A 22475-nucleotide genomic window follows, 5' to 3' on the forward strand; every position below is an offset into this window, starting at 1 on the left:
ACGGGCGGTCGGCTTCGTCGGCCGCCCGTATACCGAGACCCCGAAACTTCCCTTCCGCCCTCCGTCATACGGTGGGACGCAACACCTGCACACCAAGGAGAGAACCCAAAGTGGCCGAGCTGTTCTACGACGCCGACGCCGACCTGTCCATCATCCAGGGCCGCAAGGTCGCGGTCATCGGTTACGGCAGCCAGGGCCACGCCCACGCGCTGTCGCTCCGTGACTCGGGTGTCGACGTGCGTGTCGGTCTGCATGAGGGCTCCAAGTCCAAGGCGAAGGCCGAGGAGCAGGGCCTGCGTGTGGTGAGCCCGTCGGAGGCCGCCGCCGAGGCCGACGTCATCATGATCCTCGTCCCGGACCCGATCCAGGGCCAGGTCTACGAGGAGCACATCAAGGACAACCTGCAGGACGGCGACGCGCTGTTCTTCGGCCACGGCCTGAACATCCGCTTCGGCTTCATCAAGCCCCCGGCCGGTGTCGACGTCTGCATGGTCGCCCCGAAGGGCCCGGGCCACCTGGTCCGTCGCCAGTACGAGGAGGGTCGCGGCGTTCCCTGTATCGCGGCCGTCGAGCAGGACGCCACCGGCAACGGCTTCGCGCTGGCCCTGTCGTACGCGAAGGGCATCGGCGGCACCCGCGCCGGCGTCATCAAGACGACCTTCACCGAGGAGACCGAGACCGACCTGTTCGGTGAGCAGGCCGTCCTCTGCGGTGGCACCGCGGCTCTGGTCAAGGCGGGCTTCGAGACCCTGACCGAGGCGGGCTACCAGCCGGAGATCGCCTACTTCGAGTGCCTGCACGAGCTGAAGCTGATCGTCGACCTCATGTACGAGGGCGGCCTGGAGAAGATGCGCTGGTCGATCTCCGAGACCGCCGAGTGGGGCGACTACGTCACCGGCCCGCGGATCATCACCGACGCCACCAAGGCCGAGATGAAGAAGGTCCTCGCCGAGATCCAGGACGGGACCTTCGCCCAGGCCTGGATGGACGAGTACCACGGCGGTCTGAAGAAGTACAACGAGTACAAGCAGCAGGACGCCGAGTCCCTGCTGGAGACCACGGGCAAGGAGCTGCGCAAGCTCATGAGCTGGGTGAACGACGAGGACGCGTAACACTGGATGTGGATCGGCCGCGACATCGGGTCCGCCCGACGCCACGGCCGAACCGTCCACAGGGGTCCGACGCGGGGCTGGTCCCCGGACCCCGCCGCACGCCAAGGGGCCGGCTTTCCCGTCCGAGTGATCCTTTCTCGGGCGGCGCGAGACGGCCCCGGCCGCGCCACTACACTGCCGTACTACATACGCGTCAGGCCCACAGCGTCGTGCGTCTTCCACGCGGCTAGCACCCTCCACCGCCTGCGGCCGTCGGGACGGCCGTCCGCACGCAATGGACTTGTGAGGACTCACGTGAGCTCGAAACCTGTCGTACTCATCGCTGAAGAGCTGTCGCCTGCGACTGTCGACGCGCTCGGCCCGGACTTTGACATCCGGCACTGCAACGGCGCCGACCGGGCCGAGCTGCTGCCCGCCATCGCCGATGTCGACGCGATCCTGATCCGGTCGGCCACCAAGGTCGACGCGGAGGCGGTCGCCGCCGCGAAGAAGCTCAAGGTCGTCGCGCGAGCCGGCGTCGGCCTGGACAACGTCGACGTCTCCGCCGCCACCAAGGCCGGCGTGATGGTCGTCAACGCCCCCACCTCCAACATCGTGACGGCCGCCGAGCTGGCCTGCGGTCTGCTGCTCGCCACCGCGCGCCACATTCCGCAGGCGAACACCGCGCTGAAGAACGGCGAGTGGAAGCGCAGCAAGTACACGGGTGTGGAGCTCGCGGAGAAGACCCTGGGTGTCGTCGGCCTCGGCCGCATCGGCGCGCTCGTCGCCCAGCGCATGTCGGCCTTCGGCATGAAGGTCGTCGCGTACGACCCCTACGTCCAGCCTGCCCGGGCCGCGCAGATGGGCGTGAAGGTCCTGTCCCTCGACGAGCTGCTCGAGGTCGCCGACTTCATCACCGTGCACCTGCCGAAGACCCCCGAGACCCTGGGTCTCATCGGTGACGAGGCCCTGCACAAGGTCAAGCCGTCGGTGCGGATCGTCAACGCCGCGCGCGGCGGGATCGTCGACGAGGAGGCGCTGTTCTCCGCCCTCAAGGAGGGCCGGGTCGCCGGTGCCGGTCTCGACGTGTACACGAAGGAGCCCTGCACGGACTCCCCGCTGTTCGAGCTCGACCAGGTCGTGTGCACCCCGCACCTCGGCGCGTCGACCGACGAGGCGCAGGAGAAGGCCGGTATCGCCGTCGCCAGGTCGGTGCGGCTCGCCCTCGCCGGTGAGCTGGTCCCGGACGCGGTGAACGTCCAGGGCGGGGTCATCGCCGAGGACGTCAAGCCGGGCCTGCCGCTCGCGGAGCGCCTCGGCCGTATCTTCACCGCGCTCGCGGGCGAGGTCGCGGTCCGCCTCGACGTCGAGGTGTACGGCGAGATCACCCAGCACGACGTGAAGGTGCTGGAGCTGTCCGCCCTCAAGGGTGTCTTCGAGGACGTCGTCGACGAGACGGTGTCGTACGTCAACGCCCCGCTGTTCGCGCAGGAGCGCGGCGTCGAGGTGCGGCTGACCACCAGCTCGGAGTCCAGCGAGCACCGCAATGTCGTCACCGTGCGTGGCACTCTCAGCAGCGGCGAGGAGGTGTCGGTCTCCGGCACGCTGGCCGGCCCGAAGCACCTGCAGAAGATCGTCGCGGTCGGTGACTACGACGTCGACCTCGCGCTCGCCGACCACATGGTGGTGCTGCGGTACGAGGACCGGCCCGGTGTCGTCGGCACGGTCGGCCGGGTCTTCGGCGAGGCCGGGATCAACATCGCCGGTATGCAGGTCGCCCGGTCGGCGGCCGGCGGCGAGGCGCTGGCGGTGCTGACCGTCGATGACGCGGTGGCCGCCGGGGTGCTGGCGGAGGTCGCGGAGGAGATCGGGGCGACGTCCGCGCGTGCGGTGAATCTGGTCTGAGGGGTTTGTCGCCTCCGGGGGCTGCCGCCCCCGGACCCCCGCTTCGGCCCTGAACGGGCCTTGTCCTCCAACTCCCCCAGAGGGGGGACCCCCAGACGGGCTGAGGTTTCTCAGCCCGTCCGGCGTTTTCCGTGAACGCGCTTCCTCAGGCCGTGGCCCGCTCCGGCTCAGCCGTCTTCGGCACCTGCCGCACGCTGACGCGACGCAGTGTCACCGTCGTCAGTGCCGCCGCTCCCGCCAGCACCAGCGCACCCGCGATCGCCGCACCCTGCATCCCGCTGGTGAACGCCTCTCGCGCCACCGCGGCCAGGCCCGGGACCCGATCCGCCACCGCCAGCGCCCCGCCCAGCGTCTCGTGGGCCTCAGCCGGCGCCGAGGCCGGGATCTCGTGGCGGTAGACCGCCGTGCCGATGGAGCCGAGGACGGCCATGCCGAGGGCGCCGCCGAACTCCGTGCCCGTCTCCATCAGCGAGGACGCGGTGCCCGCCCGTTCCACCGGGGCGGTGCCCATCGCGAGGTCCATGATCTGGGACATCACGATGACACCGCCGACCGCGAGGACGGCGCAGGACGCCAGCACCAGCCACATCGAGTCCGTGCCGACGAGGGCCAGCAGCGCGAAGCCGCACGAGGCGATCGCGAAGCCCGCGGTGATGACGTGTGCGAGGTTGACGCCCCTTTGGACCAGGGCGGTCGCGACCGGCGCCGCGGCCCCGATCGGCAGCGACGGCAGCAGCGCCCACAGGGCCGCCTCCAGTGCGCTCTTGCCGAGCACCGACTGCAGGTACTGCGTGGTGAAGTAGGCCGACCCCATGATCCCGAACGTCGAGACGAGGTTCAGGGCGACGGACGGCGCGAAGCCGCGGCCACGGAAGAGGGCCGGGTCGATCATCGGCGAAGCCGCGGTGCGCTGGCGGCGTACGAAGAGGACCGCGAAGAGCAGGCCGACGGTGATCGAGACGACGTAGCGGACGTTCCAGCCCTCCGAGGGGATCTCCTTCAGGCCGTAGATCACGGGGAGCACCGCGGCCATCGACAGCGGGACGCTCAGCCAGTCGAAGCGGCCGGGCGCGGGGTCCTTCGACTCGGGCAGCAGGATCGGGCCGAGGGCCAGCAGCAGGGCCATCGCGGGCAGGTTGACCAGGAAGACCGAACCCCACCAGAAGTGCTCGACGAGCACGCCGCTCATCACCGAGCCGAGCGCGATACCCGCGGTCATGACGCCGGACCACAGGCCGATCGCCTTCGCCCGCTGGCCCGGGTCGGTGAACATCGTGCGCAGCAGCGCCATCGTGGACGGCATCAGGGTCGCGCCGCCGATGCCTAGGACCGCGCGGGCCGCGATCAGGGTCTCGGCGCTGTTCGCGTACGCCGCGACCAGTGAGGCCGCGCCGAAGGCCGCGGCGCCGAACAGCAGCAGCCTGCGGCGGCCGATGCGGTCGCCCAGCGAGCCCATCGTCATCAGCAGGCCGGCCAGCACGAACCCGTAAATGTCGAAGATCCACAGCTGCTGGGTGCCGCTCGGGTCCAGGTCGGCGCTGATCGCCGGGATGGCGAAGTAGAGGACCGAGACGTCCATCGAGACCAGCAGCAGCGGCAGCATCAGCACGCCGAGGGCGGTCCATTCACGGCGGCCGGCTCGGGCGGGGGGCGGGGTGGTGCTCGTCGGGTTCGTCGTCATGCCGAGGAATGTACGCGCGTCTTAAACGCTTGTCTAGAACGACTGTGTAATACGTGCGTCTAGGACGACTGTATGGGGCGGCGGTAGGGTGGACCGCATGGGACACCGTGAGGATCTGCTCGAGGGCGCCAAGCGCTGCTTGCTGCAGAAGGGCTTCGTGCGGACGACGGCGCGCGACATCGTCAAGGAGTCGGGGACCAACCTGGCCTCGATCGGCTATCACTACGGCTCGAAGGGCGCGCTGCTGGCGCAGGCGTATGTGTCGCTGGTCGAGGCCATGGGTGACGCCTTCGAGGGGGACGGGACCGCCCTGAGCGCCGAGCCCGGTTCCCTCGAACGGTTCCAGGAGGTGTGGTCGAACGTCATCGCCACCATGCGGGAGCCGGGCTCGCTCTGGCACCTCAGCATGGAGATCGTGGTCATGGGTGACCAACTGCCCGACGTGCGGGACCACTTGTCGCGGGCTCAGCGGGAGGCCGGGCGTGGGTTCGTGCCGATGCTCATGGGTGGACGGGAGGAGGACGTCTCGGACGAGACCGTCGACACCCTCGGCATGTTCTACGTGACCCTGATGACGGGCCTCATCGCGCAGTGGACCTTCGACCCGAAGACCGCGCCTGGCGCGGAGCAGATCGCGGAGGGGCTGCGTCAGGTGATCGCCGCGGCTACGAACAGGTAGCCGAGGCTGAGCTGGGGCCGACCACCTGGTGGATGGCGGTGGCTGTGTCCCGGGCGATGCGGGTGGGCCGGTAGTCGACCTCGGTCCACGGCCGGCCGCCCGACACCCACACGCTGTGCGCGTCGACGCACATCGCGCCCCGGACGTCGGCATGCGGTGAATCGCCGATCATCCAGGCGCCGTTGAGCTGTGCGCCGACCAGGGACGCGGCGGCCTGGAAGATCTCCGGAGCGGGCTTCTTGTGGCCGACGGCCTCGGAGACCACCCAGCCGTGGACGAGCCGGTCCAGCCCGGTGATCCGGATCTTCGTCTCCTGCTGGGCGACGCGGCCATTGCTGACGATCACACAGGTCCAGCCGCCCGCGACGGCCTCGTCGAGGGCGCGGCGGGTCGGCTCCGGCAGGGTGACGCGTTCGGCGGCGCCGTGGTCGAGGAGGGCGTGCACGGCGGAGCCGGGGACGGTGGCGCCGTAGCGGTCGATCATGGCTCGGGCGACATCCGCGCGGGGCGTGTAGCCGCTCGCGTCGAGGGCGAGCAGCCGGGGGAGATCGTCGGCGGGCAGCGCGTACTCGACCAGGAACGACGCGACCGCCTCCCGGAAGGCGGAGTCCCGGTCGACCAGGGTGTTGTCGAGGTCGATCATCAGCAGGGGCATGCCTTGAGGATCCGTGGCCGTCCCGGACATGGCTACAGCCGGGCCCCCTTCAACACCATGTGCAGCAGCAGTCGGTCCTCACCGTCGTCCAGGTCCAGGCCGGTGAGCTTCTCGACCCGGGACAGGCGGTAGTAGAGGGTCTGGCGGTGGATGCCCAACTCGGCGGCGGTGCGGGCCGCCTGGCCGGCGCAGTCGAGGTAGATCTCGGTGGTGCGGGCCAGTTCGCGGTGGGCGGGGGAGAGGAGCGTACGTACGGCGGGGTCGTGGGCTGCCTCCGGGGGCAGCGAGGTCAGCAGGCGGTACGGACCGATGTCCGCCCACTCGGCGACCGGCCCGAAACGGGTCTCCGCCAGGGCCGCTCGGGCGGCGGCCGCGGCCTCCCGCCAGGCGACGCCCAACTCGGCGAGACCGACGCGGGCGACAGCGATACCGGCGGCGACCCCACCGGCACGGTCGGACCCACCGACGGACGCCACGGGGGCCACCGGCCTGCTTCCCGCAGCGGCACCGGTGCCGGGTGGCCGCCCCCCGGCACCGCCGCCCGCGACCGGCGGCCCGCCCCCGCTCGGCCCGCCCCCGCTTCCGGTCTGTGATCCCGCCCGCTCCAGCAGCCGTCCCGCCGCCGACGTCGCCGGTGTCAGGACGTCCGGTGCGCGGAGCCGGACCAGCAGGGCGAGGGAGTGGGCCGTCGTTCCCCACGGGACCGTGCACAGGGCCGTCGCACCCGGGACCGTACGGACGGACGGGGCGTCCTCCGGGTCGGCCGACGGCCAGGGAGCCACACAGACCATCGTGTGCAGGGTGTCCGCGCGCGGGCCGAGGGCCGTGCGGAGTTCGGCGACGGCCATGTCGTGCTGCCAGCCGCGCTCGGCGGTGAGGACCGCCCGCAGTTCCCTGCTCAGATCCGCCCCGTGCTGCGCCTCGTCCGCGAGCAGCGCGCCGATGCGGGTCGTCACCCCCATCGCCGCCGTCAGCTTCTCCTCGGTCGGCCCCGGGTCGTCGTCCAGCAGCCAGACGTAACCGAGGACGACGCCCCGATGGCGTACGGGGAGACAGATCCGTCCCCGGTTGACGCCCGCCTCGGGGGTGGGCGGGATGCGGACCGGCCCTGTCGCCCGGGTGATGCCGAAGCCCTCGAACCACGAGCGGACGGCGGCCGTGGAGCGCCGGGCGAGGATCGAGCGGGTGCGCACGGGGTCCAGCGCCGACGCGTCCAGGTCGCCCTCACTGTCGTACGCACCGAAGGCGATCAGCTCGAAGTCCCGGCTCTCCAGGGTCGCGGGGGCGCCGAGGAGCTCGGAGATCTCGTCGACCAGCTCCTGGTAGTCACCCACGTTCTTGAAAGGCGCAGCATCCGACGTCACCCGGGCATTCTCCCCCATTTCCGGGGGCCTTCATACATCTGTCTGAGATCCAGGGCACGGATGCGTGACAGCTGTCGATGGCAGACGATCGGAGGGATCCTTAGGTTTCACGGTGGTTCCCCGTGCCGTACCCGAATCTTCGGGAATCGGCCTCATCAGGGTTGGTATGTGGAGGTGCCCCGTGCTGGGTCCCGTGATTCTCGCCGCGTCGCGCAGCGACCTGATCCGACGCCTGATCTCGGCGGCCCCGGTCACCAAGCAGGTCGTGGACCGCTTCATCCCCGGTGAGTCCGTCGACGACATCGTGTCGATCGTCCAGGAGCTGACCGACAGGGGTCTGGAGCTGACGATGGACGTCGTCGGCGAGGACATCACCACGCCCGAACAGGCCGCCGCCGCCCGGGACTCCTACCTGGAGCTCGTGGACCGGCTCAAGCGGCTGGAGCTCGGCCCCCGCGCCGAGATGTCCGTGAAACTGTCCATGTTCGGCCAGGCGCTCGACGGCGGTCACGAGCTGGCCCTCGCCAACGTCCGTCCCGTCGTAGAGGCCGCCGCCGCCATCGGGACGACCGTCACCCTCGACGCGGAGGACCACACCACCCTCGACTCGATGTTCGCCATCCACGAGGAGCTGCGGAAGGACTTCCCGCAGACCGGCTGCGTCATCCAGGCCTACCTCTTCCGCACCGAGGCCGACGCCCGCCGCCTCGCCGCGAGCGGCAGTCGCGTACGGCTGGTGAAGGGGGCGTACAACGAGCCCGCCGAGGTCGCCCACCAGCGGAAGCACGAGATCGACAAGGCGTACGTCCGGATCCTGAAGGTCCTGATGGAGGGCGAGGGGTACCCGATGGTCGGGTCCCACGACCCGCGCCTCATCTCCATCGCCCAGGAACTCGCCCGGCAGGCCTGCCGCAAGCTCGACGAGTACGAGTTCCAGATGCTGTACGGCATCAGGGGCGACGAGCACCTGCGGCTCGCCGCCGAGGGCCACCGCATGCGCGTCTACACCGCCTACGGCACCGACTGGTACGGCTATTTCATGCGCCGCCTCGCGGAGAAGCCGGCCAACCTGCGGTTCTTCGCGCGAAGCATGATCACCAAGGGCTGAGCCCCGGAAACACACCGCTCAAGAAGGAGTTCAGGAACCATGGACGCTGTAACCCAGGTCCCCACCCCCGTCAACGAGCCGGTGCACGGCTACGCCCCCGGCTCGCCGGAACGCGCGCGACTGGAGGCGAAGCTCAAGGAGCTGGCCGACAACCCCGTCGATCTGCCGTGCGTCATCGGCGGCGAGAGGCGACTGGGCGGCGGTGAGCGTATCGACGTCGTGCAGCCGCACAACCACAAGGCCCGCCTCGGCACGTACGGCAACGCCACCCGGCAGGACGCCCAGGACGCCGTCGACGCGGCCCTGGCCGCCGCGCCCGCCTGGCGTGCGATGTCCTTCGACGACCGCGCGGCGATCATCCTGCGCGCCGCCGAGCTGCTGGCCGGTCCCTGGCGCGAGACGCTGGCCGCCTCCACCATGCTCGGCCAGTCGAAGACCGCCCAGCAGGCGGAGATCGACACCCCGTGCGAGCTGATCGACTTCTGGCGCTTCAACGTCAAGTACGCCCGTGACCTGCTCGCCGAGCAGCCCCCGGCGAACTCCCCGGGCGTCTGGAACCGCCTCGACCACCGCCCGCTCGAGGGCTTCGTCTACGCGATCACGCCCTTCAACTTCACGGCGATCGCGGGCAACCTGCCCACCGCGCCCGCGCTGATGGGCAACGTGGTGGTCTGGAAGCCGTCGCCCACGCAGACCCACGCCGCCGTGCTGCTCATGGGGCTGCTGGAGGAGGCCGGGCTGCCCAAGGGCGTCATCAACCTCGTCACCGGTGACGGCATCGAGGTCTCCGAGGTCACCCTGAACCACCGCGACCTCGCGGGCATCCACTTCACCGGCTCGACCAGGACCTTCCAGCACCTGTGGAAGACGGTCGGCGCCAACATCGAGAAGTACCGCACCTACCCGCGTCTGGTCGGCGAGACCGGCGGCAAGGACTTCGTCGTCGCCCACCCGAGCGCCGACCCCGCGATCCTCAAGACCGCGCTGACCCGCGGTGCCTTCGAGTACCAGGGCCAGAAGTGTTCCGCGACCTCCCGGGCGTACGTCCCGGCGTCGATCTGGAACAGCGGCTTCCGCGAGGAGTTCGCCGCCGAGGTCGACTCCATCGCCATGGGTGACGTCACCGACCTGTCGAACTTCATCGGCGCGGTCATCGACGAGCGCGCCTTCGCCAAGAACAAGGCCGCCATCGACCGTGCGAAGTCGGACCCGAACTGCGCGATCGTCGCGGGCGGTTCGTACGACGACTCGGTCGGCTACTTCGTCCGGCCGACCGTCATCGAGTGCGGCGACCCGGAGAACGAGGTCTTCACGACGGAGTACTTCGGCCCGGTTCTCGCGGTCCACGTCTACGAGGACGACGCGTACGACGAGATGCTGACCCAGATGGAGTCGGTGTCCGACTACGCGCTGACCGGCTCGGTCATCTCGGCCGACCGCGCGGCGGCGGCGTACACGATGGACAAGCTCCGCTACGCGGCCGGCAACTTCTACATCAACGACAAGTCGACCGGCGCCGTCGTCGGCCAGCAGCCCTTCGGCGGCGGCCGGGCCTCCGGTACCAACGACAAGGCCGGCGCCCCGCAGAACCTGATGCGCTGGACCCTGACCCGCGCCATCAAGGAGATGCTGGTCCCGCCGACCGACTACCCGTACCCGCACATGGGCTGAGCCCCCGCGCACAGGGAACGGGCCAGGTCTTCGACCTGGCCCGTTCCGCGCGTTCGCGACGCGGACGCGGTGCAGGTCAGCGCGGTGCGGGGGAGGACGCCGTCTCAGATAGTAGGAAGTCCGAGTAATTGTGGAGACAGACAGGACCTCCTCCCTTAACTTTGTAGGAGCCGAACGTCTCGCTCGATCCAGCGAATGGCGGTCGTGAGCCGGGCCCCGTGCAGGCAATCCCTGCGGCACCGCTCGCCGCCTCTTCCGGCGTCTCGTACCCCCTTTTTCCGCAGCGCGGAATCTCGAAGGAGTCGATTCCCCATGGCCGAGACGACCGCCCGCCGTCGAGTCCGTCACATCTCCCGTACGAGCGAGTCCGACCGAAAGAACGCCGCCGCCGCACTCCAGCGCGCCCTCGACCGCCGCGACAACGGCGGCGCGACCGGCCACTGACCGGTGAGAGCCGCACCCGTATGACGAGAGCCGCACCCGTATGAGGTGCGGCGCGGAATCACGCACCGCGCCGCACCTCGAAACGGTCGATGCGCTTCCCGCTCTGCGCCAGTGCCGACACCGTGAGCTTCGGGCGCGTACCGCTCTCCGCCTCCACCGAGAGGAAGGAGAACCCGCGGTAGCGCACCCGGGACCACTCGACGGTCTCCTTCCTGGACTGCTGCGTCTTCGTCCATTGGAAGGAGTCCACGGACTCGCGGTCCTTGACGTGTCCCTCGTAGCTCTCCTTCACGCCCGCCGGGAAGCCGTACAGGTCCCTGCCGCCGCCGCCCGCCGTGACGTACACGATCCCGTCCCGCGTCGGGTCGGTCGTCGCGCCGATCGGGACCGGCCGGCCCACCTCGCCGTTCCTGATGGCGTCCGTGCGCTCGTAGACGTGGTTGTGGCCGTTGATCACCAGGTCCACCTGGTGCTTGGCGAACAGTGGCAGCCACTCCGTGCGCACGCCCCCGTCGGAGGCGTGCGAGGAGGTCGAGTAGGCGCAGTGGTGGAAGAAGACCACGATGAAGTCCACTGCGGCGTCCGCCCGCAGCTCGGCCAGCTTCCGGTCCAGCCACGCCGTCTGCTTCCCGCCCGTGTAGCCGAAGTTGGCGGGGATCTCGTACGAGACGTCGTTCGCGTCCAGTGCCACGCAGGCGACGTTGCCGTAGGTGAACGCGTACACGCCCGGTGCGGTGCGCGGGTCGAAGCCGTTGTCCGGGAGGGACCAGCGGGCCAGTTGGCCGCCGTAGCCCTCCGGTGAGTACCAGGCCTCCATGTCGTGGTTGCCGGTCGTCACCATCCAGGGGACCGACCTCGCGACCGGCTCGTTCTGCTTGAGGAACAGGTCCCAGTAGGCGGGGTCGTAACCGTCGGTCTTCTCACCGTGGCCGGTGCCGTCCGCGTAGCAGAGGTCGCCCGCGTGCAGATGGAAGGCGGGCTTCTGACGCAGCAGGACATGGTCGTTGGCGGCGGCCGCACGGCTGACCCCCTGGTCTCCGAACGCGGTGAACACGAACCGTTCCGGTGCCGTCGGAGCCGTACGGAACGAGCCGATCGTCGACCGGTGGGCGGGCGAGGCCGGGTCGAAGCCGTCGTGACCGACGCCGTAGTAGTACGTGGAACCGGGAAGCAGACCGTCCAAAGCCGCGTGTACATAGAACTGGTCGAGCGCCAGGCGCACCCCGCTCACCCCCGGCGTGTGCAGGTCGCGCACCTCCGCGTCGATCTTCCGGCTCAGTTCGTCGGGCCGGGTGCCGATCCGGACGTACGGCCCCCGCACCGCGCCCGGGACCTGCCAGGAGATCCGCATCCCGGTCCTGGGGTCGGCGCCGAAGGCGAGATGCCGGCCGAACGGGACGACGGCCGAGCCGTGCGCCGACGCGGACGAGGGTGAGGTGGAGGTGGCCGTCGCACTGGCCGCGGTACGCGGTGAGCCGACGCTCGAACAGCCCGTCAGCAGTCCGCCCGCCACCGCGCCCGCCGTCACCAGCGTGCGGCGCCGGGACAGCTTCGTGCGCAGGTACTCGTGCTGCTCGGCCATGCTCATCCGGCGCGCGAGCTCGGGCGGGATGCCGCAGTCGGGTGTCTCCATAAGGATGAACTTCCCACCGGACCTCAACACCCGTCATACGTACGGGTGAACGCGTGGCAACGGGGTGGCGTGCACGTGCTCCCAGGCAGTGCTCCCGGATGTCCGTATCGCGGACAACGCATGTCATCCCATGGGACAAGGAGTACGGTGCCGACATGTCTCGCAGCCTCAATCTCGCAGTGATCCCCGGTGACGGCATCGGCCAGGAAGTCGTGGCCGAAGGCCTGAAGGTCCTCTCCGCCGTCCTTCCGCAGGATGTGAAGCTGGAGACCAAGGACTACGACTTCGGGGCCAAGCGTTTCCACGCCACCGGGGAGACCCTCACCGACGCCGACCTCGACGCCCTCAAGCAGCACGACGCGATCCTGCTCGGCGCGATCGGCGACCCGTCGGTGCCGTCGGGTGTCCTGGAGCGCGGCTTCCTGCTCAAGCTCCGTTTCGCCTTCGACCACCACGTCAACCTGCGTCCCTCGAAGCTGCTGCCGGGTGTCGCCACCCCGCTGGCCGGCGAGCCGCAGATCGACTTCGTCGTCGTCCGCGAGGGCACCGAGGGCCCGTACACCGGCAACGGCGGCACCATCCGCACGGGCACCGAGCACGAGGTCGCCACCGAGGTCTCCGTGAACACGGCGTTCGGTGTGGAGCGTGTGGTCCGGGACGCCTTCGCCCGCGCCCAGGGCCGCCCGCGCAAGAAGCTCGCGCTGATCCACAAGAACAACGTGCTGACCTTCGCGGGTCACCTGTGGACGAACGTCTTCAACAGGGTGGCCGCCGAGTTCCCCGAGGTCACCACCGAGTACATGCACGTGGACGCGGCGACCATCTACCTGGTCACGCAGCCCGAGCGCTTCGACGTGATCGTCACCGACAACCTCTTCGGCGACATCATCACCGACCTCGCCGCGGCCGTCTCCGGCGGCATCGGCGTCGCCGCGAGCGGGAACATCAACCCGTCCGGCGAGTTCCCGTCCATGTTCGAGCCCGTGCACGGCTCGGCCCCGGACATCGCCGGTCAGGGCAAGGCCGACCCCAGCGCCACTGTCCTGTCCGTCGCCCTGCTCCTGCGCCACCTCGGCTACGAGTCCGAGGCCGCCCGTATCGACGAGGCGGTCTCCGTCGACCTCGCGGAGCGCACCGGCAAGCCGGCCCGCAGCACCTCCGAGATCGGCGACGCGCTCGCCGTACGAGTAGCCGGCTGACCCGCCGCGCTTCACACAAGCCGCCGGGTCACTCCGTACCCGGCGGCTTTCGCATGTCCCCGCCGGGTGCCACCATCATCCCTGGGTCGCGTTTTCACGCCGTTTCCTCCCCCACGGCCGCAAGGACGTGGGCGGTACCCCCATCGGTCTCCCGCTTGCGATAATCGAACGTGGAGCCGCGGAATGAGGGAATGCTCGGACGTCCTAGCACTGGCCACTGGCAGTCCGGACGTGAGCGCGGCCCGTCACTCAACAACCGGTGAAGGACAACCACTCATGACGACGCCCACGATCGAGCTCAAGCCGTCCGCCAGCCCGCTCTCCGCCACCGAGCGCGAGGCGATCCTGGCCAACCCCGGGTTCGGCCGCCACTTCACCGACCACATGGTGACGATCAAGTGGACGGAGGGGCGCGGTTGGCACGACGCGCAGCTCGTCCCGTACGGGCCGATCTCCCTCGACCCCTCCACCCACGTCCTTCACTACGGCCAGGAGATCTTCGAGGGCCTCAAGGCGTACCGCCAGTCCGACGACTCGGTCGCGGTCTTCCGCCCCGAGGCCAACGCCCGCCGCTTCCGTAACTCCGCCCGCCGGATGGCCATGGCCGAGCTGCCCGAGGAGCTGTTCATCGAGGCCCTCGACGCGCTGCTCGGGCAGGACGCCGACTGGGTGCCGCCGCACGGCGGAGAGGACTCCCTCTATCTGCGCCCGTTCATGTTCGCCACGGAGGCCGCGCTCGGCGTGCACCCGGCGAACGAGTACCTCTTCATGCTGATCGCGTCCCCCTCCGGCGCCTACTTCGCCGGCGGCGTCAAGCCGGTCACCATCTGGGTCTCCGAGGACCACGTCCGTGCCGTCCCCGGCGGCACCGGTGACGCCAAGACGGGCGGCAACTACGCGGCCTCCCTGCTGCCCCAGGCGGAGGCCGCCCGCAACGGCTGCGACCAGGTCGTCTACCTCGACGCGGTGACCCGCACCAAGGTCGAGGAGTCCGGCTCGATGAACATCGCCTTCGTCTACGGCGACCGCATCGTCACCCCGTCGCTCACCGGCTCGATCCTGGAGGGCATCACCCGCGACTCGCTCCTCCAGGTCGCCCGCGACCTCGGTTACACCGCCGAGGAAGGTGTCGTCACGCTGGACCAGTGGCGCGCGGACGCCGCCTCGGGCGCCCTCACCGAGGTCTTCGCCTGCGGCACCGCGGCCGTGGTCACCCCGGTCGGCCACGTCAAGACCAAGGACTCCGCCTGGACCCACGGCGACGGCGCCCCCGGCGAGGTCACGCTGCGGCTGCGGGAGGCCCTGCTGGGCATCCAGAGGGGCGTCAACGAGGACAAGCACGGCTGGATGCACCGGCTCGGCTGAGCCCCGCGGACATACCGGAGCCCGCCGCGTCCTGCGGCGGGCCCCGGTTCTCCCGCTCTCCGGTTCTCCCGTCTTCCCGCTTCCTCGCGCACGCGACGGCCGTATCGCGCACGGCATGGGGCAGGCGAGGCCGGGACCGCCTTCGTCCGCCGGGTGCGCTGAGCCGCCCGCCGACACTCCCCAGGGAAGATCGCGGGCTCGCATTCTGAGACGGACGGTGAGCACCGGGGCAGGTTGTGCCAAACTGCCTCCGTGCTCTCGTTCGCCATGATTATTGGCAGCAGGCGCGCCGGTCCGCAGTGACCGCCACGTACGACCAGGTACGGGCGGACACCGTCGTCCTCGACCCGCGCGCAGACCTCTCGCACCCGCGAGGGGTTTTTCGCTTTTTCTGGCCCACCCGCAGCCGGAGGCGAGAGCGCGAGGGACCATGTGGGGACGGTGGAGCCGGTCATTCCGGTAGACCGAGATCCAACACAGGAGCCTTGACACCATGACCGAAACCAGCGAACTCGACGATTCGTTCCACGTCTTCGACACCACCCTGCGTGACGGCGCGCAGCGGGAGGGCATCAACCTCACCGTCGCGGACAAGCTGGCCATCGCGCGGCACCTGGACGACTTCGGCGTGGGCTTCATCGAGGGCGGCTGGCCCGGCGCCAACCCGCGCGACACCGAGTTCTTCGCCCGCGCCCAGGAGGAGATCGCCTTCAAGCACGCCCAGTTGGTCGCCTTCGGTGCCACCCGCCGGGCCGGCGCGAAGGCGGCTCAGGACCCGCAGGTCAAGGCTCTCCTGGCCTCGGGCGCCCCGGTGATCACGCTGGTCGCGAAGTCGCACGACCGGCACGTGGAACTCGCCCTGCGCACCACGCTGGACGAGAACCTGGAGATGGTCCGCGACACGGTCTCCTTCCTGACGGAGCAGGGCCGCCGCGTCTTCGTCGACTGCGAGCACTTCTTCGACGGCTACCGCGCCAACCCCGAGTACGCGAAGGCGGTCGTACGGGCCGCCTCGGAGGCCGGCGCGTCCGTCGTGATCCTCTGCGACACCAACGGCGGGATGCTCCCCGCGCAGGTCCAGGCGGTCGTCTCCACGGTGCTCGCCGACACCGGCGCCCGGCTCGGTATCCACACCCAGGACGACACGGGCTGCGCGGTCGCCAACACCCTCGCCGCGGTCGACGCCGGCGCGACACACGTCCAGTGCACGGCGAACGGCTACGGCGAGCGGGTCGGCAACTCCAACCTGTTCCCGGTGGTCGCCGCGCTGGAGCTGAAGTACGGCAAGAAGGTGCTGCCCGAGGGCAAGCTCCGCGAGATGACGCGCATCTCGCACGCGATCGCCGAGGTGGTCAACCTGACCCCCTCCACCCACCAGCCCTACGTCGGCGTCTCCGCCTTCGCCCACAAGGCCGGCCTGCACGCCTCCGCCATCAAGGTCGACCCCGACCTGTACCAGCACATCGACCCCGAGCAGGTCGGCAACACCATGCGGATGCTGGTCTCCGACATGGCGGGCCGCGCCTCGGTGGAGCTCAAGGGCAAGGAACTCGGCATCGACCTCGGCGGCGACCGCGAGCTGGTCGGCCGGGTGGTCGACCGGGTCAAGGAACGCGAACTCAGGGGCTACACCTACGAGGCGGCGGACGCGTCCTTCGAACTGCTGCTGCGCGCCGAGGTCGAGGGCAGGCCCCTCAAGTACTTCGAGGTCGAGTCGTGGCGCGCGATCGTCGAGGACCGCCCCGACGGCAGCCACGCCAACGAGGCCACGGTCAAGCTCTACGCCAAGGGTGAGCGCATCGTCGCCACGGCGGAGGGCAACGGCCCGGTCAACGCCCTGGACCGGGCCCTGCGCGTCGCGCTGGAGAAGATCTACCCCCAGCTCGCCCAGCTCGACCTGGTCGACTACAAGGTCCGCATCCTGGAGGGCGTCCACGGCACCCAGTCCACCACCCGTGTCCTGATCTCCACGTCCGACGGGGCGGGGGAGTGGTCGACGGTGGGTGTCGCGGAGAACGTGATCGCGGCGTCCTGGCAGGCGCTGGAGGACGCGTACACGTACGGGCTGCTGCGGGCGGGCGTGGAGCCGCCCGCGTAGCTCCGGCCGAGCAGGCGGGGCCGCCTCAGCAGGAGTCCTCGGCGAGCTTCTCGAACTCGTCGAGGCTCATCGCCCGGTTGTCGGCCCAGACCTGGCCGGGCTTCAGTGCGGCGATGTCCGCGGCCGTGAAGTCGACGGTCCCGTTGTAGGAGTCGCCGGTGTCGTAGTGCCCGAAGCGCAGCGCGTAGTGGTGCTCGGGCAGGAGCCGTTGCGTGCCCAGATGCCGGGCCTGCCAGGTCTTCGGCGGCGAGAACAGCGGGAACTCGGCGTCCCCGCTCAGCTTCTCCTTCCGTACGTCCCACCCCGTGGTGGCCGGCCCGTCCTCGGCGGATCCGGCCCACCCGTCGAGCGACGGCTTCTGGTAGGTGTCGCCCCCGCACGGCCGGATCAGCACGGACGGCGCCCCGTCCGCCCCGACCTCTATCCCGGCCAGCGGCAGATCGACGGCCCCGCACCCGCTGAGCAGCAGAGACCCGGCCACCGCGCTCGCGACGGCCACCCCTGTACGTCTCATGTCCCGCCCTCCCCCCGTCGAGGGCGGGACATGGCCCGCCCTACTGCAAGTGCCACTTCTGGTTGGTTGCTCCCGAGCACGTCCAGATCTGTGCCCGCGTTCCGTTCGTCGACGAACTGCCGGTCACATCAAGGCACTTGTTCGCCGCCGTGTTCACCACATCACCGGTCGTCGCGTTGTACGACCACTGTTGCGCACCGGTCCCGTTGCAGTCGTACAACTGCACCTTCGCCCCGTCCGCCGTGGACGCCGAGGTGACGTCGAGGCACTTGCCGAGCGAGCGGATCGACCCGTCGGTCCCCGCGGTCCACTGCTGGGCCGTCGAGCCGTTGCAGTCGTAGAGCTGCACGGCGGTCCCGTTGGTGGCCGAACCGCCCGCCACGTCCAGGCACTTGCTCGACAGGCCGACGAAGGCACCGGTCTGACCGCCGCCGCCGGACTGCGTGCCGGTCCAGGTGAAGGTGGCCGACGTCTTGCCCGGCAGGGAGTAAGTGGCGTGCTGCCCGCCCCAGTTGATGGTGACCGTCTTCGCGGTGGAGGCGTCGTTGTAGGCGATCAAAGCCTTGGAGCCGTCCGGGTTGCGCCAGGCCACGTTCGGCACGGAGGTGGACGCCGTCGAGGCGATCCGCTGGGCGCCCGGGCGGACGAACTTCGTCAGCTGGCCCATCGTGTAGTACTCGACCGTGTAGTCCACCGTGCCGCTCGCGCCGTCGCCGTTGTGCACGCTGATCAGCCCGGTGCAGGTGCCGCAACCGCCGTTGTGCGGGCCCATGTTCTGGTCCACGGCGAGCGACCACTTGGTCACCGACTTCGCCCAGTTGCGGGTGTAGTCGATGATGTTGTTCATGTCCTCGCGCTGCTGGTTGGCGATCCAGGTGCCGCCGGAGTGCTCGGTGCCGAAGGCGTCCAGCGTGGGGTACTGGTTGTGCACGGTCGTCTGCTTGGCGATGTCACCGCCGTAGCCGTGCCAGGCGATCCCGCCGAAGTTGGGATGCGAACGGACCGCCGCGTCGTCGACCGTCGAGGCCGCGTAGGAGTCGTAGACGTCCCAGTTCCAGTCGTGGGCGAGGACCTTGGTCGTGAGGCCCGCCGCCTGGAGCTTCGGCAGCAGCTCGCTCTTGGTGAAGTACGCGAGCCCGCTGGCGTTCCAGCTCATCGACGGGTAACCCGAGCAGCACGTCGGCTCGTTCTGCGCGGTCACGTACGAGACGTTGACGCCCTGGGCCTTGTACGCCTGGAGGTACTTCACGAAGTAGTTGGCGTATACCCCGTAGTCCTCCGACTTCAGCCAGCCGCCGTTGAGCGAGCCGCTGTCCTTCATCCAGGCCGGCGCCGTCCATGGCGAGGCCATGACAGTCAGAGAGGGGTTGAGCGCGAGCGCCTGCTTGGTGAGCGGCACGACGTCGGCCAGGTCGTGCGCGATGGAGAAGCTCGTCAGGTTGGGGTCCGTCTGCCCGGCGGGTATGTCGTCGTACGAGTACCCGTACCGCGCCAGGTCGGAGGCGCCCATCGGATTGCGCAGGAACGACAGTCCGATGCCGTCCGTCGGCGAGAACAGCTTGGTCATGGTCGCGTTCCGGGTCGACGCGGACAGCGCCCCGCTGCTGTTCATCAGCCAGGCCGCGGTGTCCGTGAAGGACGCGCCGCCGCCGGTGAAGGTCTGGTAGCGGGTGTTCTCGTCGACGGTGATGTTCTCGCCGGTGCCGCCCGATCCGGACTGGAAGGCGAACGGCGTCTGGGCCTGGAGGCCGCGGGTCACATGGCGGCCGGCGGCGTCGTCGGTGGTGGTGAGCCACGCGGTGACCTGTTCACCGGCGGCGTGTGCGGGAGTAGTGGCCGCGGTGAAGCCGGCCGTGGAGAGCAGACCGGCCAGCAGCAGCCGGATCGCGCGGGGGGTTCTCCTCATGCTGGTCGCCCTTCCCGAAATGTCTGACGTGGCGTCTTGACGGGTGTGTGGGCCGTTAGTTAACTCACGGCGTGATCTAAGTCATGAGTGAACCAGAGAGTCGAGGAATGGTCTATGCCAAGAGCCGCTCTGCTCGTCACCACCGCCTTGCTGACCGCTCTGCTGTCACCGAGCGTGTCCCAGGCGGCCGGCGACCCCGCCCCCGTCGCCGTAGACCGCTTCGAGGGTGAGGTCCCCTTCGCGGCCCAGCCCGCCGACGGCATCTTCACCTGGGGCGGCGACAACGACGACCCGCCCCAACTCCGGTTCGCCGACCGCGCCGACGCCCCCGAGGGCGCCAAGGTCCTCTCCGGCACCTACGACATCAGCGGCTACGGCGGCTTCACCCACGACTTCGCCGCGACCGAGCCCGCCCACGACTGGTCGGCGCACAAGGGCATCCGCTTCTGGTGGGACGGCCGGAACAACGCCAAGAAGATCACCTTCGAACTCAAGGACGGGGGCGTCCACGGCGAGGCCTCCGAGCTGTGGACGACGTCCTTCACCGACGACTTCAGCGGCTGGAGACAGATCGAGATCCCCTTCACCGACTTCGTATACCGAACCGACTACCAACCCGTCGGCGGCATCGACCACGTCCTGGGTCTCACCGGGATGTGGGGCTACGCCGTCACGCTCCCCGTCGGCGCTCCCGGCCAATTCGCCATGGACGACGTCGAGTTGTACGGCAAGGCCGACCAGTCCCTGCGCGCGAACGTCACCACCGACGCCGCCGTCTACCCGGTCGAGGAGGGCGGCACGGCCGACGTCCGGCTCACCGTCGCCACCACCGGTTCCGCCCCGATCGACGAGCCGGTGACCGTCGGCTACGAGACGACCGGCGGCACCGCCTCGGGCAGCGACTACACGCCGCTCAGGGGCGAGGTCACCTTCCCGGCCGGCACCGCCTCCGGCACCTCCCGCACCGTGCGGGTCCGCACCCTCAAGGACAGGTCCGCCGAGTCCGCCGAGACGATCCCGCTCAAGCTGACCGTCACCGGCGCCAAGCCGCCCGCCGAGACCCCGAAGGTCGTCGTCGACGCCCACGGGCTGCCGTATCTGAACAGCGGGCTGCCGGTGAAGAAGCGCGTCGCCGATCTCCTGTCCCGGATGTCCCTGGCGGAGAAGGCCGGTCAGATGACCCAGGCCGAGCGCGGAGCCATCACCTCCCCGGGAGACGTCGCCGCGTACGACCTCGGCTCGCTGCTCTCCGGCGGCGGCTCCACCCCGACGCCCAACACCGCCGAGGCCTGGGCGAAGATGATCGACGCCTTCCAACTGCGGGCACAGGCCACCCGGTTCCAGATCCCGCTGATCTACGGCGTCGACGCCGTGCACGGCCACAACAACCTCGTCGGCGCCACGATCATGCCGCACAACATCGGCATCGGGGCGAGCAGGAATCCCCAACTCGCCCGCAGGACCGGCTCGGTGACCGCCGCCGAGGTCCGCGCCACCGGCATCCCCTGGGACTTCGCGCCCTGCCTGTGCGTCACCCGCGACGAACGCTGGGGCCGCACCTACGAGTCCTTCGGCGAGGACCCCGCCCTGGTTCAGGCCATGGAGACGGTCATCCAGGGTCTCCAAGGCGACCGCGACGGCAAGGACATGAAGGACGACGACAAGGTCCTCGCCACCGCCAAGCACTTCGTCGGCGACGGCGGCACCGAGTACGGCTCCTCCACCACCGGGACGTACACCATCGACCAGGGTGTCACCAAGGTCACCCGGCAGCAGTTGGAGGCCGTCCACCTGGCGCCGTACCAGACGGCCGTGGACCGCGGGGTCGGTACGGTCATGCCGTCGTTCTCGTCCCTCGACATCGCGGGCGACGGACAGGGCCCGGTGAAGATGCACGCCCGCGCCGACATGATCAACGGTGTGCTGAAGGGCCGGATGGGCTTCGACGGCTTCGTCATCAGCGACTGGGCCGCCATCGACCAGATCCCCGGCGACCGCGCCTCCGACGTCCGCACGTCGGTCAACGCGGGCCTCGACATGATCATGGTCCCGTACGCGTACCAGGACTTCCACAGCACCCTCGTCGACGAGGTCGAGGCGGGCCGTGTCAGCGAGCGGCGGATCGATGACGCCGTCTCGCGCATCCTCACGCAGAAGTTCCGGCTGGGGCTCTTCGAGAAGCCGTACGCCGACACGGACGGCGCCGCCGCGATCGGCTCCGCCGGGCACCGCGCCGTGGCCCGTCAGGCCGCGGCCGAGTCGCAGGTGCTGCTGAAGAACTCCGCGGGCCTGCTGCCGCTGAGGAAGAGCCAGAAGGTGTACGTCGCCGGGTCGAACGCCGACGACATCGGCAACCAGACCGGCGGCTGGACCGTCACCTGGCAGGGCTCCTCCGGTGACATCATCCCGGGCACCACGATCCTGGAGGGGATGCGCGAGGCCGGCGGTGACGTCACCTACTCCAAGGACGCCTCGGCATCGACGGACGGATACGACGTCGGCGTGGTCGTCGTCGGCGAGACCCCGTACGCCGAGGGCGTCGGCGACGTCGGCAACGGCCACGACCTGGAGTTGTCCGCCGCCGACCGGGCGGCCGTCGACAAGGTGTGCGCCGCGATGCGGTGCGCGGTGCTGATCGTCTCCGGGCGTCCCCAGCTGATCGGCGACCGGCTCGGCGACATCGACGCCCTGGTGGCCTCCTGGCTGCCCGGCACGGAGGGCGACGGTGTCGCGGACGTCCTCTACGGCAAGCGGGCCTTCGCCGGACAACTGCCGCTGACCTGGCCGAAGTCCGAGTCCCAGCTGCCGATCAACGTCGGCGACCCGGTGTACGACCCGCAGTACCCGTACGGCTGGGGCCTCACCACGCTGACCAAGGTCCCGGAGGGCGGCCTGGAGACGCTGCGGGCGCTGGGCGTGAAGGCCAGGGCGGCGGAGCGGGCCGGAGACGGCGAGACGGGCCGCGGGCTCGTCACCCAGGCCCGGCTGATCGTCCAGCGGACGGTGGGCCGGCACATCACCGCTGCGGTGGCGAAACCCTTCGCCGACGCGGACCATCTGCTGTTGACCGGGCGGAACGCAGAGGCGGTGGAGCGGCTGACGGCGGCGTACCGGGCGGCCTGAACGCCTCATCCTCCGGCGTGTCCGATTGGGCGCCTTTCG

16 protein-coding genes are annotated in these 22475 nt (G+C 69.9%); 10 read left to right on the plus strand and 6 right to left on the minus strand.

What is annotated here, in order from left to right:
* The first annotated feature begins 110 nt into the window (after positions 1-110).
* Positions 111-1112 carry a ketol-acid reductoisomerase gene (ilvC, locus tag AB0H86_RS38400; protein WP_362449730.1) on the plus strand — a complete coding sequence of 334 codons (1002 nt, stop codon included), beginning with the start codon at positions 111-113 and terminating at the stop codon, positions 1110-1112.
* Between the two features lie 294 nt (positions 1113-1406).
* Positions 1407-2996, plus strand: a complete 1590-nt coding sequence (serA, locus tag AB0H86_RS38405; RefSeq protein ID WP_362449732.1) for a phosphoglycerate dehydrogenase — start codon at positions 1407-1409, stop codon at positions 2994-2996.
* A gap of 145 nt (positions 2997-3141) precedes the next feature.
* On the opposite strand, the gene AB0H86_RS38410 is transcribed toward serA, so the two are convergent.
* On the minus strand, positions 3142-4677 hold the full coding sequence (locus AB0H86_RS38410) for an MFS transporter (RefSeq protein WP_362449734.1): 1536 nt from the start codon (positions 4675-4677) through the stop codon (positions 3142-3144).
* A 97-nt stretch (positions 4678-4774) separates the two neighbouring features.
* On the opposite strand from AB0H86_RS38410, the gene AB0H86_RS38415 reads away from it, so the two are divergent.
* The gene (locus AB0H86_RS38415; protein WP_362449736.1) at positions 4775-5356 is read left to right on the plus strand and encodes a TetR/AcrR family transcriptional regulator; all 582 of its coding nucleotides are present in this window, start codon (positions 4775-4777) and stop codon (positions 5354-5356) included.
* On the opposite strand, the gene AB0H86_RS38420 is transcribed toward AB0H86_RS38415, so the two are convergent.
* Together AB0H86_RS38420 and AB0H86_RS38425 are read right to left on the minus strand one after the other, a co-directional pair.
* Positions 5343-6011, minus strand: coding sequence for an HAD family hydrolase (locus AB0H86_RS38420; protein WP_362449738.1), 669 nt, complete (start codon positions 6009-6011; stop codon positions 5343-5345). The genes AB0H86_RS38415 and AB0H86_RS38420 overlap by 14 nt on opposite strands.
* Positions 6012-6043: 32 nt before the next feature.
* Entirely contained in the window at positions 6044-7393 is a 1350-nt protein-coding gene (locus AB0H86_RS38425; protein WP_362449740.1) for a helix-turn-helix domain-containing protein, read from the minus strand.
* Between the two features lie 163 nt (positions 7394-7556).
* Here AB0H86_RS38425 and AB0H86_RS38430 point away from each other — a divergent pair, with 163 nt between their 5' ends.
* From AB0H86_RS38430 to AB0H86_RS38440, 3 genes are all read left to right on the plus strand, one after another.
* A complete protein-coding gene (locus AB0H86_RS38430) occupies positions 7557-8483 on the plus strand; it encodes a proline dehydrogenase family protein (protein WP_362449742.1) in 927 nt (308 codons plus the stop codon).
* A 39-nt stretch (positions 8484-8522) separates the two neighbouring features.
* Positions 8523-10154 (plus strand): L-glutamate gamma-semialdehyde dehydrogenase, encoded by a 1632-nt coding sequence (gene pruA / locus AB0H86_RS38435; RefSeq protein ID WP_362449744.1) that lies wholly within the window; start codon positions 8523-8525, stop codon positions 10152-10154.
* Between the two features lie 312 nt (positions 10155-10466).
* Complete coding sequence (locus AB0H86_RS38440) at positions 10467-10598, plus strand: hypothetical protein (RefSeq protein ID WP_362449746.1); 132 nt, start codon at positions 10467-10469, stop codon at positions 10596-10598.
* Positions 10599-10656: 58 nt separating this feature from the next.
* On the opposite strand, the gene AB0H86_RS38445 is transcribed toward AB0H86_RS38440, so the two are convergent.
* Positions 10657-12231 (minus strand): metallophosphoesterase family protein, encoded by a 1575-nt coding sequence (locus AB0H86_RS38445; RefSeq protein ID WP_362449748.1) that lies wholly within the window; start codon positions 12229-12231, stop codon positions 10657-10659.
* A 155-nt stretch (positions 12232-12386) separates the two neighbouring features.
* On the opposite strand from AB0H86_RS38445, the gene AB0H86_RS38450 reads away from it, so the two are divergent.
* The 3 genes from AB0H86_RS38450 to cimA all read left to right on the plus strand — a co-directional run bounded on the left by AB0H86_RS38450 (position 12387) and on the right by cimA (position 16893).
* Positions 12387-13430 carry a 3-isopropylmalate dehydrogenase gene (locus AB0H86_RS38450; RefSeq protein ID WP_362449750.1) on the plus strand — a complete coding sequence of 348 codons (1044 nt, stop codon included), beginning with the start codon at positions 12387-12389 and terminating at the stop codon, positions 13428-13430.
* 276 nt (positions 13431-13706) lie between these two features.
* Positions 13707-14795 (plus strand): branched-chain amino acid aminotransferase, encoded by a 1089-nt coding sequence (locus tag AB0H86_RS38455; RefSeq protein WP_362449752.1) that lies wholly within the window; start codon positions 13707-13709, stop codon positions 14793-14795.
* Between the two features lie 493 nt (positions 14796-15288).
* Complete coding sequence (gene cimA, locus AB0H86_RS38460; protein WP_362449754.1) at positions 15289-16893, plus strand: citramalate synthase; 1605 nt, start codon at positions 15289-15291, stop codon at positions 16891-16893.
* A gap of 25 nt (positions 16894-16918) precedes the next feature.
* Here cimA and AB0H86_RS38465 read toward each other — a convergent pair whose 3' ends face one another.
* Together AB0H86_RS38465 and AB0H86_RS38470 are read right to left on the minus strand one after the other, a co-directional pair.
* Positions 16919-17407, minus strand: a complete 489-nt coding sequence (locus AB0H86_RS38465; protein ID WP_362449756.1) for a hypothetical protein — start codon at positions 17405-17407, stop codon at positions 16919-16921.
* A gap of 40 nt (positions 17408-17447) precedes the next feature.
* Positions 17448-19313: a ricin-type beta-trefoil lectin domain protein gene (locus AB0H86_RS38470; RefSeq protein WP_362449758.1), complete on the minus strand. Its 1866-nt coding sequence runs from the start codon at positions 19311-19313 to the stop codon at positions 17448-17450.
* Positions 19314-19427: 114 nt separating this feature from the next.
* Here AB0H86_RS38470 and AB0H86_RS38475 point away from each other — a divergent pair, with 114 nt between their 5' ends.
* Complete coding sequence (locus tag AB0H86_RS38475; protein WP_362449760.1) at positions 19428-22436, plus strand: glycoside hydrolase family 3 N-terminal domain-containing protein; 3009 nt, start codon at positions 19428-19430, stop codon at positions 22434-22436.
* Positions 22437-22475 lie beyond the last annotated feature (39 nt).

Origin of the sequence: Streptomyces sp. NPDC050997, assembly GCF_040660135.1 — a bacterium.
In the GTDB taxonomy this organism is placed as follows: Bacteria; Actinomycetota; Actinomycetes; order Streptomycetales; family Streptomycetaceae; genus Streptomyces.